Origin of the sequence: Weissella sp. LMG 11983 (genome assembly GCF_025908495.1) — a bacterium.
In the GTDB taxonomy this organism is placed as follows: Bacteria; Bacillota; Bacilli; order Lactobacillales; family Lactobacillaceae; genus Weissella; species Weissella fermenti.
On record NZ_JAOZFD010000001.1, the window covers coordinates 619107 to 631211 of the forward strand.

The 12105-nt window shown below is 45.1% G+C and carries 9 protein-coding genes; 2 read left to right on the forward strand and 7 right to left on the reverse strand.

Annotated features, from left to right (window positions below):
* Positions 1-778: 778 nt before the first annotated feature.
* From OIT45_RS03340 to OIT45_RS03360, 5 genes are all read right to left on the reverse strand, one after another.
* The gene (locus OIT45_RS03340) at positions 779-1756 is read right to left on the reverse strand and encodes an ROK family glucokinase (protein WP_199404058.1); all 978 of its coding nucleotides are present in this window, start codon (positions 1754-1756) and stop codon (positions 779-781) included.
* Positions 1757-1874: 118 nt separating this feature from the next.
* Entirely contained in the window at positions 1875-2087 is a 213-nt protein-coding gene (locus tag OIT45_RS03345; protein ID WP_135797250.1) for a YqgQ family protein, read from the reverse strand.
* Positions 2088-2096: 9 nt separating this feature from the next.
* Complete coding sequence (locus OIT45_RS03350) at positions 2097-2798, reverse strand: rhomboid family intramembrane serine protease (RefSeq protein ID WP_199404059.1); 702 nt, start codon at positions 2796-2798, stop codon at positions 2097-2099.
* An 11-nt stretch (positions 2799-2809) separates the two neighbouring features.
* The gene (locus tag OIT45_RS03355) at positions 2810-3361 is read right to left on the reverse strand and encodes a 5-formyltetrahydrofolate cyclo-ligase (RefSeq protein ID WP_206767444.1); all 552 of its coding nucleotides are present in this window, start codon (positions 3359-3361) and stop codon (positions 2810-2812) included.
* A 60-nt stretch (positions 3362-3421) separates the two neighbouring features.
* Positions 3422-5470 (reverse strand): peptidoglycan D,D-transpeptidase FtsI family protein, encoded by a 2049-nt coding sequence (locus OIT45_RS03360; protein ID WP_264329918.1) that lies wholly within the window; start codon positions 5468-5470, stop codon positions 3422-3424.
* 158 nt (positions 5471-5628) lie between these two features.
* Between OIT45_RS03360 and OIT45_RS03365 the strand changes: the two genes are divergently transcribed.
* The gene (locus tag OIT45_RS03365; RefSeq protein ID WP_199404061.1) at positions 5629-8274 is read left to right on the forward strand and encodes a YfhO family protein; all 2646 of its coding nucleotides are present in this window, start codon (positions 5629-5631) and stop codon (positions 8272-8274) included.
* 117 nt (positions 8275-8391) lie between these two features.
* A complete protein-coding gene (greA, locus tag OIT45_RS03370; RefSeq protein ID WP_056973122.1) occupies positions 8392-8877 on the forward strand; it encodes a transcription elongation factor GreA in 486 nt (161 codons plus the stop codon).
* A 64-nt stretch (positions 8878-8941) separates the two neighbouring features.
* Here greA and recQ read toward each other — a convergent pair whose 3' ends face one another.
* Together recQ and mltG are read right to left on the reverse strand one after the other, a co-directional pair.
* Positions 8942-10762, reverse strand: coding sequence for a DNA helicase RecQ (gene recQ, locus OIT45_RS03375; protein ID WP_199404062.1), 1821 nt, complete (start codon positions 10760-10762; stop codon positions 8942-8944).
* A gap of 132 nt (positions 10763-10894) precedes the next feature.
* Positions 10895-12085 carry an endolytic transglycosylase MltG gene (mltG, locus tag OIT45_RS03380; RefSeq protein ID WP_199404063.1) on the reverse strand — a complete coding sequence of 397 codons (1191 nt, stop codon included), beginning with the start codon at positions 12083-12085 and terminating at the stop codon, positions 10895-10897.
* Positions 12086-12105: the final 20 nt, after the last annotated feature.

The following is a 12105-nucleotide window of genomic DNA, read 5'->3' on the forward strand; positions in this document are numbered from 1 at the left end:
GATTTGCATATAAACAGCGTCATTTCGGCACAACTGTTCTGGTGTTCACATTTACTTCAAAAACAGTCCCCACTCTGAAAATAACTTTTTTCGTGTTTTCATTACTTTTCAGGCCGTTTGTTACAACTATTACATCGTTATCTGGGAAGTTTGTTACAGTTCAAGTTAGTTTGTGGTTAGTGTCCGTCCTGACGGCCGGAGTGCTTGGCCCCTTCTAGGGCACGCTAACACGTCCAGACCATGACCTGCAGGGAGCGGAGTCCACGCCGTTGGCGCGTGCTCCTTTATCTCCCGTGGCTCTAAGCGGGAAACCCGCTAAGAACCCACACCTGCGGGTCAAGGTCTGCACGTGTCTATACGCGTGGCGGGGCCAAGCACAGCAGCCAAGTAATACTCTGATTGTTTGATTTTCATTCCCTGCAAAACAAATGGTTGAACTGTTCACCCATTTATTTTCCGGTGGATGTAAATCCATAACTGACTAGAATTTCTTTGTTGCTGGCATGAGGGCTGGGGACTATCGGAGCGTTCAAACTGGGGCAACATGCCGCATGGCCGGCGCTATTCAGACAAGCCCACACAGGACTAGAAGGATTAGGGCAATTATTTGCCCCGCTGAATGGCGTCCGCGCCATTCGGTTGCCCTAGTTTGAACTTTGTCGGAGATAGTCCCCAGCCCTCATGCCCCGACGCAACGCGTCGACACACACCACCACCCAAACGACAAAAAAGACGAGAACCATTCGCTGATTCTCGTCTTTATTTTTGCTTGATTTAATTAGGCAATAACGCGGTCTGAGTTACGGGCCAATGAAGCAGCACCGTAAGCACCAGCATCGTTACCCAACTCAGCCAACTTAACTCCAGTCACGTCACGCGTTGACTTGAAGGCAAATTGCTTAAAGTTCTTCTCAACACGATCCAACAAGAACTTTCCTGCGGCTGAAACACCACCACCGATAACAACAGAAGATGGGTTCAAGATGTTTGAGATGTTAGCTGAAGCCAATCCAAGGTAGTAAGCAACCTTGTCTACAACTTCGTTTGCCAAGTAGTCACCTTCCTTGGCCAAGTCAAAGACAATCTTTGACGTTACTTCTTCACCGTTGTCGACCATAGCCTTCAACTTTGAGTTACCAACGTAGGCTTCTGCAAAGTCTTGGGCCAAGTGAACAACACCAGTAGCTGAAGCGTATTGCTCCAAGCAACCGTAGTTACCGCATGTGCACAAGTATCCACCAGGCTCGACGATCATGTGACCAACCTCACCACCGGCTCCTGCAACACCGTGGATCAACTTACCATCGTTAATCAATCCACCACCAACACCAGTTCCCAACGTAATGAAGGCAACATCTGGTTGGTTGTTGCCGGCACCACGCCATTGCTCACCCAATGCGGCAGCGTTGGCGTCGTTGTCCATTGTCAATGGCAACCCAGTTCCAGCTTCGATTTGCTCACGAACGTTTTGTGTTTCCTTCCAGTTCAAGTTGAAGGCACCCTTAACAGTACCAGCTTCAAGATCAACCGTTCCTGGCGTACCCATTCCGATACCAATGATGCGATCCTTGTCCAATTGGTACAAGTCCAAGTGGTGATTAATTGAATCAATGATATCAGGCACGATGTGTGAACCCTCATCCAAAATGTTTGTACGGATTGACCACTTTTGTTGGATTTCTCCTTCAGCAGTCAAAATGGCGAACTTGATAGTCGTACCACCAAGGTCAACACCAATTAGCTTATCTTTAGCCATGATTTTTCCTCGTCATTCTCACAAAAATATTTTGTAATCGCTTTCTTATCTTTCAACATTATTTATTATAGCGAATTTCTGAATTAAAACAAGTGTTTTATTGAAAACGTTTTCAACGTTATTCTGACAACCTTTCTTGCTTCTCTTCTAACTCGTGCTCATGCCTTAATACGAGCTTAATTTGCGCATATTCCTTCGCATCGAGCAATCCCGCTTTATACATATTATCAATTTCAATCGCTGCTAATTCAATATCCCACAGGCGCTTTCCAACGTGAATGTAGATATCATATTTCTTTAACAAGTTTAGTACGTCTAAAAATGTTTGCATGTCTATCCCCTAAATTCGTAACGTTGCGATGCCGACCAATACGGCAATCAGCAATAAATACAACAACAACGCTAGCAGTCTGCGCCACACGCCAATTTTAAACAGGCCTGAATAATGAAAACCTGAAATAAACACCGGTACAATTAAGAATCCGCCGACTAACCCGCCAATGTGGGCTGCCAAATCAATACCCGGCGTAAACAAGGCTGAGATGACCGATAATAACACAAAAGCTGTCATCAGTTTCGCCTGACTACGCCAGTATGCTCTGCGCTTGTCCATCAATCCCAGTCTAACAATTGCGCCGAATAAACCAAACACACCACCAGATGCACCAGCTGAAATAACGTTCATCGCACCAAACGCCAAACTCATCAAATTACCGCTAATGACCGTTGCGAGGAACAGGATTAGAAAGCGCCAGTGGCCAATTTCTAATTCCAATAAGCGTCCAATGAAGTACAACGTAATCATATTAAAGATTAAGTGCGAGGCGGTTACGTGCAAAAAGCCCGCCGTCAGCAAACGCCACCATTCGCCATAATGAAGAACAACCGGGCCGAATTGCGCGCCAGTTTCATATAAAACACGGGAGCTAATGTTAAAACTCTGCGCAAGCATGACTTCCCAAAGGTACACCAAGACCATAAAAGCCACCAATGCACTAGTTGCGGGTGTTGCTTTAAAAGCGCGTTTAAATTCTGCTATCATACATTTCTTCCTTAAGCAGGTGGTAAAACAATCACCTCGTCCACCTGTTGATCTGTTTTTTCAATTGTCCAAGTTGGGGTTGGCATGTAATTATCTGGAATCGTCACGCCAATTTTTGCACCGGTCGTTTTTGGAAGCCAACGGTCGTAGTAACCACCGCCGAACCCAAGTCGATCACCTGCTGCTGAAAATGCCAAACCGGGCACCAAGATAAAATCAATCGTCGAAACATCCCCAAACGGTTCCCCAATTGGTTCTAGCATACCAAATCTGTGGCGTTCATACTCGGTTGACTCATCGATTTGAATAAAGATCAGTTGTCGTTGTGGCGCAACCTTTGGTAAGTACACGGTTTTGCCTTGCAGCAACGCCGTCTGAATTAAGAGTTGCGTTGGCAATTCAACATCTTGTGACAAAGTTAAGGCAACCGACGAGGCATCCTGCCAAGCTGGCAACGCGGTCACAGCACGCGTTATCTGTTGCATCATCGCCACACGTTGCATATCAGATAGCTTCGCCAAATTTTTCTTAGCACTTTCACGTGCTTCATTCTTATCAATCATCTTGCCACCTTATCCCTAACAAAAAACTGATACCTATTAATAGGTATCAGTTTAGCATAGTTACTTTGTTGCTGAACCAAAATCTTGAACGTCCTTCCAGAACGCTTCGTAGATTTGGATTGCAATTTGTTGGTTAACGTTTTCATCTGACTCGTAAACCGATGGCACAACAATCGCCACGGCAACATCAGAGTTAGGTACGAATGAAATCAATGAACTCGTGTATGTTGATACACCGTTTGTTGTAGTTTCGGCCGTTCCAGTCTTGGCGTAGATACCAGGTTGAACACCCTTCATACGCGTACCAGTGGCATAACCAGAACTACTGTGAACAACTTCTTCCATACCCTTCCAAATCAAGTTACGCTCTGCTTCAGTCCAGCCAACCGTTCCCAACACTTCTGTCGGCACCGTTGTCTGCGTCTTAACACGGTTCGCTTGGTCACGCTGTTCAACGGAAGCAACGATGTGTGGGCGAACACGGTACCCACCGTTTGCAACAGTCGCAGCGTATTGGGCAAGTTGCATCGTTGTAAAGGTATCGTACTGACCAAGTGATTCGTCCAGCGCCTTACCAATATCTTCGCGGGTTGTTGAACCCTTCACACCAGTAATTTCACCTGGCAAATCAATACCAGTCTTTACACCCAAACCAAAACGGGCAATCCCGTCACGCATTGTTTGGAACACACTAGTTGGCAAGTTACCCAAACTCATACCTGGGTAGTAATTCAACCCACCCATCTTCAACATCAATTGCATAACGTATGAGTTAGATGACACCATCAAGGCCGTGTCAGCCGTCAATGGCATGCTACCACTTCCATTACGGTTAAACCATGATGACTTGGTTGCCGTACCAGCAACCGTAATCGGTTGGTCGGTAATCGTATTGTTTTCGGCTGTGATTGTCCCGTTCAAGAATCCAGTTGTAATCATCGCTGGCTTAACAACAGATCCCACAACGTTTGCTTGGTTAACAGTTGAAAGGGCATCCGGCGTCGTCTTGCCGGTTTCGTTATCACGGTTAACACCTGCCGTTGCATAAACGCCACCCGTCTTTGGGTTGATAACAACTGCGTAAGCACCCGTCGTCATACCACCTGGGATGTTTTTCTCCAAGATGCTTTGCACATCGTTTTGGAACTTTGAGTTAATCGTCAGTGTCAAACTATCACCCGCTTGGCCGGCATATGTCGTCTTTTCAGTCGTCTTGCCGTCCTTGTCGGTGCTAACTTCAACTTGACCCTTTGTCCCCTTCAACGTATCTTCATATTGCTTTTCTAGATATGACGTTCCGACAATATCATCACGTGAATAACCTTCCGTTAGCAACTTGTTAACACTGTCTTCTGGCAAACCAGACTTAGAAGTTGATGTTGAACCAACCAACGCCTTGATTGAATCACCTTGTGGATAGTCACGCGTGTAGTAAATACCGACACGCACACCAGGCATCTTCGATTGACGCTCACCGATGTTGGCAATTTCTTCTTGCGTGACACCGGTCTCTTTAATGTAGACCGTTGACAAAGAATACGCATTGGCCATCTTTTGGAAAATCATGGCAGCATTCTTTTGCTTATCACTCAACGGGAACTTTGACTCATGCTTTTGCACGTAAGACTTCAATGCATCAACGTAATCATCTGTGCCAGGAACTGTCTTGGTACCGCTTGCCTTAACAACCTTTTCAGCGCGCTTCGTATCTTGAATGTAGTACGTTGCATAATTTCCTGATGACAATTGATCAGTCTCGATTGAAATGTACTTGGCGACCTCATTGGCAATCTTATACATTTCAGCTTCGGTAACGCCCTTCGGCTTCGTATACGTAATCGCTTGTGATCCCTTGTTTGCAACCAATACTTGACCGGTACTGTCGTAAATCATGCCTCGTTGCACGTTCACTTTTTCAGTACTTGATTCAGCATTATTAACAGCTGCCTTATACGTTTCACTATCTGTAACTTGTAGGGTAACCAATCGCCAGCCCAATAATCCGAGCATCAAAACCACGATACCCATCAGCACATTCAAACGCGCTGGAATTCGAGCTAATGATCCATTCTTTGACCGACGATTGCCACGTCGCTTTGGTGACTGCATAACTTGACCCTTTCTTCCATAATCTAATTGTTTAATTGTAGCATAAAATGAGGGTAACAAACCTTAACCCTTGTCGGATTTTAACCAAAAGCAACCCTAATAAACGACTGCAGAATATGGTTTAATAGAACTATCTGAATTTCAGGGAGAAAACAAAAATGTTCGCACGTTTTAATCCACTAAAATGGCGGTCATCAACGCAAGCGCTATGGGTTAGTTTCCTATTGCCGCTCTTGATTATGACTGTCTATTTTGGCTTTCGTCATATGGCCCCATTCGGTTCAAGTTCAATCTTAACCGTTGACTTAGGGCAGCAATATATTGATTTTTTTGAAAATTTCCGTCAAACCATTCTTCACAATCCAACCAATATTTTCTATAGCTTCGCAAAGGGGCTGGGTGGTGAAACGTATGGTGATTGGGCCTATTATTTGTTTAGCCCAACGAATCTACTTCTCCTACCGTTCCCGAACACAATGTTGCCGACCGCAATTTTGTTGATTACCGTTCTAAAATACGGCTTGGCCGGTTGGAGTTTTAGCTATGCCTTGCGCGTGATGCGTTGGCAAAATGGTTGGCGTTTGCCACTTTTTGGTGTCACCTACGCCATGATGGGCTGGTTTGTTGCGAATGATTTAAACCTACTTTGGTTGGACGCAGCGATTTTGCTACCGTTAATCATCGCTGGTTTTGAACGCTACTTAGATGGTAAATCGTCGTGGCTATTCATTGCGCCGCTGACAGCCATTTTTATCATTAACTACTACATGGCCTATATGATTGGGCTATTCCTAGTGTTATACATTTTCTGGCGTCTGTTCTGGCAACCATACACATTGCGTGAACGTTGGACAATCACTAGCAAGTTCATTTTCGGCAGCATCATTAGCATTGGGCTCTCAACCATTGTCTGGTTACCCACGGGTTACACTTTGCTCAACAGTAAAGGGCAACACATGCTAGATAATTTGAGCTGGAAGTTCGAATATCAAGCGCCCGATATGCTCGGGAAGCTGTTCTTGGGGACATTTAATTTCGAACAAATGCCTTCAGGACTGCCAAATATTTTCATCGGTAGTCTGCCAATTATCATTCTCTGGTTCTTCTTTACGTACCGCTTGATTCGATGGCAAACGCGACTAACTGCTCTGCTTGTGACTGCCTTTCTAATTGTTTCAATGATGTACGCACCGTTGGATTTGATGTGGCACGGGTTCCAATTCCCAGTTTGGTATCCCTACCGTTTCTCATACGTCTTTAGTTTTTGGGTGCTTTGGTTAGCGGCCTCGGTCTGGTCACCAACGTTACGCTTCTCATGGACGCAAATCGGTACCCTCGTTATCTTGGCAATCGCCACCGATGTGTACCTATATTTCCGTCTCGATAGCTTAAACTTTTTGTCGTTTAACCAGCTACTAGTCGGCAACGCATTCTTTATCATGATTTTGGCATTGCATGCCTTGTCACGTCGCTCACGTTGGTGGTTAGCAATCTTGAGTCTCCTTGTGATTGGTGAAATGACTGTCAGCACCGTTTGGACATTGAACAATTTCAGTTACCTGACGAACACTGAGTATCAAACTTACATCAAGAGCTTGAACAAACTTACCAAGCACTTGCCAAGCGATAAGGATAATTTCGACCGCGTGGCCCAATCATTCCAACGTACCAAGGGCGATCCGCTCCAAGGCCATTACAACGGTGCCTCAACTTTCAGTTCCGCTTTGGAACACCAACAAAGTGATTTCATGGCAGCAATTGGCCAACCTGAAGGTGATAATTACATCGCCTACAGCAGTGGTACCTTATTGACCGATAGTTTGCTGGGCATGCGTTACCTATTGCAACCATCTGGTGTTGAACCAAATACACCAGGTACACCTACTAATATGCAAACTTACCAGCGTACGGACACAAACGGCACCTATCAAATGACCAAGTACACTGGTACGGCAATTTTGTCTGAGAACCCGTACGCGCTACCGATTGCATTTGCTGCGAACACAAATGCACTTAACGTGACGTTTAAGGATAACGATCCACTCCGCAATCAAAACGATTTTTGGAACGCCCTAATCGGTTACCAACACGACGATATCTTTAAAAGCGAAAACTTCGATAGCTCGACTGCTGCCAACGTTCCTGCACCTGCAACGATTACCGGAGCTTATCTGAAGAAGGAAAACAAAAAGCAAGTTGCGTCATTGACGTTAACGTACACACCAACAACTGATAATCCTTATTACCTAACCCTTGGTGATGCCGTAAATAACGACAATGTCGAAATTCAATTGAACGGTAAGGCGTTGCCGACGATGCCAAGTCATCGACATACGATTATCGTGCCCCTTCCGGCTTACCAAAAGGGACAAAAGCAAACTCTAACATTCGTTCTAAAGAAGGATGATTTGTGGTTGCAAAATGTTTCACTCTACAGCGCTGATAAGGATTTAATCAAGTCACAAGCACAATCACTTCAGGAGCATGGTCTGCAAGTTAAGAAGGATTCCGAAACTGAAATCAGCGGTAAAATCAATATGCCGAAGGGCCAAGGGTTGCTCATGACCACGATTCCTAGCGCTGATGGTTGGCATGTTATGGTGGATGGCAAAGAGACCGAAACCGTAACGGTGGGAAAATTCTTTATTGGTGTACCATTGAAACCGGGTGAGCATACAGTCACGTTTAAGTTCACTGCGCCATACTTCAAGATAAGTGCAATCGTCAGCTTAGGCTTCTTGCTCTTCATGCTTGGATTAGGTTGGTCAGAGAACGAAAAGCGACGCCATTCATTGCATTACTAAATCTTAGCGTTGTGAACCTTTACACACGCGCATACCCGTGGTAATGTAACACTTGAAACCTTCGGGTATACACACTTATTAAACTAATAAAATTTAATTGCATAGGAGGCCAGAAACATGGCTGAAGAAAAGACATTTCCAATGACGGTCGAAGGAAAGGCCAAGATTGAAGAAGAACTAAACACGTTGATTACTGAGACGCGTGCCGAGATTACTGGACGTATCCAAATCGCCCGTAGCTTCGGTGACTTGTCAGAAAACTCAGAATACCAATCAGCTAAGGACGAACAAGCCTTCGTTGAAGGACGTATCAACACGTTGCAAAACATGCTTGATAACGCCATCATCATCGACTCATCAGAAATTGCTGACGATGAAGTTTCAGTTGGAAAGAAGGTAACGTTTAAGGAATTGCCTGACGAAGAGCCTGAAACTTACGCGATTGTTGGTGCCGTTGAAGCTAACCCACTTGAGGGTAAGATTTCTAACGAATCACCTATCGCAGTCGCTTTGATGGGTAAGAAGGTCGGCGACCAAGTTGAAGTACCACTTCCAAACGGTGCTTCAATGGAAGTTGAAATCATCGCTGTTGAAGTTGCTTAATCATTAAAAATAAAGGGTCGCCTAGACTTGCGTGTTGCAAAATCTAGGCGACCCTTTTTATTTTCTATTTGCTTTCAGCAATGACACGCAATACATCAGTGCCGTAGCGCTCTGCTTTTGCTTCACCAATTCCTGAAACAGCCATCAGTTCCGCATCGTTAAGTGGTTGTTGTTTGGCTAGTTCCACCAAAGTACGATCATTAAAAATGATGAACGGCGGAATTTCCGTCACACGCGCCAACTCCAAACGCCACTGACGCAACGCTTCGAAGACGCCGCGTTGTTGCTCGTCCAAATCATCACGTGTACTTGGTGAACCAGCGCGCACACGATCACCAATTGAGCGGATATCTTGACGACGCATCACCTTACGCTCACCCTTCAAAACAGCCATTGCATCAGGCGCCAACGTCAACCCTGCATATTGGCCAGTGACACGTAGGTACCCTTCTGCAATCAAATAATCAATCAAACTAATGATGTGCACGCGTGGCGTACCACGCAAAATACCAAACGTTGGCAATTGATCCAGGTTCGCCCACGCAAAGTTATCAGGCACCTTACCACGAAGCGTTTCAGCTGTAACCGTCTTACCGAAGCCATTCTCACCACCACGTGACTTCAACATGCGAACAACGTGACTCAAAACCTTTTGCGCATCAGTTGTGATATCAACCGCTTCACGCGTATCCAAGCAGTTTGAGCAACGACCGCAATCTGGCGTATCTTCACCAAAATAACGGGTAATATAACGTTGCAAACACATTTGCGTGGCCCCATAGTTAGCCATTTCCTGCAATTTTACACGCTGCAAGTTTTGATATTCTGGCGTTTGATTATCACTATTATCAATAAAGAAACGTTGCGTCTGCAAATCAGCCGCAGCATATAGCAAAATTGCTTCAGACGGCAAGCCATCACGACCCGCACGCCCAATTTCTTGATAATATGCTTCAACCGAACCCGGAATACCATAGTGAATGACATAGCGTACATTCGACTTGTTGATGCCCATACCAAACGCATTAGTTGCAACCACGACATCGGTGCGATCGTAGATGAAATCGTCCTGAGCTTTAGCACGCTTTTCATCCGACATCCCCGCGTGGTAGCCAACTGCATTGATGCCAGCGGCCGTTAACGATTCAGTGAGCGCATCAACAGTTTTACGCGTTGGGGCATAAATAATCCCTGATTCGCCACGATGCTCCTTGATATAAGTCTTAATGAAGTCTTCTTTGCCCTTCTTATTCAGCCCTTTTTCCATACGAATGGTTAGGTTATCGCGCACCACGCTTGTTCGGACGGTGTGCTGAATGTGAAGCATCTCTTCCAAGTCGGCCTGAACACGCTCAGTCGCTGTTGCCGTCAATGCCATCACACGTGGCGCTGACTCCAAATTGTTAATCAAGCCAACTGCTGCCAGATAACTTGGTCGAAAATCATGACCCCATTGCGAGAGTACGTGTACTTCATCAATCACGACCAGTGAAATCGGCAAGCGGTTCAACAAGTTATACGTTCCTTCACTACCGAGACGTTCAGGTGCCATGTACAGCAACTTTGCTTCTTCATTCAACAAGCTGTTCATTGCCGCACGGTACTCATCATCATTTTGCGTTGAATTTAACGTCACGGCTGGCACACCGGCTTCGTGAAGCTCATCAACTTGATTTTTCATCAATGATAACAACGGTGAAATGACAATTGTAATGCCTGGCAACATCAAAGCTGGAATTTGGTAAGTTAGTGACTTTCCGCCACCCGTCGGCATAATTCCTAGTGTTCGTTCGCCGTTCATTACGGCATTAATGATTTCTTCTTGCCCATCACGAAAGGACTCATAGCCAAACGTTTGTTTCAAGGTTTCTAGCGCTGTCGCCACTCAAGTTGCCCCCCTTTAAATCTCTTCGAAAACAAATTTCTCTATCTGCCATTATGGTCAGCTTTACCTTACTTTGTAAAGCACGAAAAAAGACACCCTAAGCAAACGCTTAAGATGTCTTAGTGTCAATAATTACTTTGATGATGAAGATGCCGATGAATTTGATGCATTCTTGGCATCTGCTTCACTTCCAACTGATTGGTTGGTTGCTTCCAAATCCCCTGACTTGCCTAAGTGCTCGTCGTAGTCCTTTGAGTAGTAAACCTTACCAGTCTTCAAGTTAGCCACGAAGTACAAGTAACCCTTATCACGATCAGATGGGTTCAAAACCGCATCAACTGATTGTGATGATGGGTTGTTAAATGGTCCAGGACCGTAACCTGAGAACTTATACAAATTGTATGGATTGTCTGATGAAACATCATCGTTCGTCAAGTTCGTCTTGTTTGTATCCAAGGCGTACTTTGTTGCAATATCTGATTGCAATGGCATGTTAATGGCCAAACGATTTTCAAAGACGCCCGCAATTGTCTTACGACTTGCTTCATCAATTCCTTCACGCTCAACCAATGACGCCAACGTCAACACTTGGTGCACGGTCATGCCTGACTTCTTGATGGCATCAAACTTGTCCTTCAATTGCACGTAGTCTTGGTAAACCATTTGGTTGATCAACTCGTTAACCGTCTTAGCAGTCTTCCAGTCATAAGTTGCTGGGTACAAGTATCCTTCCAACTTATAACGGATATCACCAGCTTGTTGGCTATCCACCTCAGAATCAAGCAAACCTGGGTAAGCTTCCTTCAAACGGTTGAAGAAGTCTTGGTCATTAACAGCCTTCAAGAACTCATCCTTGGTGAAGTTCGTCTTCTCGCCAACTTCAGTCGCGATATTCTCAATCGTCTCACCTTCGCGAACCGTAATCGTGTCCTTACCGTTCAATGGGTAAGCGGCCCCACCCTGACGCAATGACTTCACGATTGTCTTCACATTATCAGCAGGGCTAAACAAGTAATAACCGGCCTTCAAATCTGAGATGTTGTTCACCGTCAAGTAGTTCATGAAAGCACGTTCTGAACGCAAAACCTTCGCCTTGCTCAATTCAGATGCAATCTCTGATGCTGTGGCACCAGACTTAACTTGCACTTGAACATCCTTCTTATTCTTAACATTCAATGCTGAATAATCTGTCTTATCCTTTTGGATGGTGTAGTATTGGTACCCACCAACACCGGCACCGATAAGCAGAATCACAATCACAACCAACGAAATCCAAAGTCCTTTGCGAGACTTTTTCCCGTTGATGCGGGCCAAATCTTCCATTTTTATCGTTCTCCTTAAAA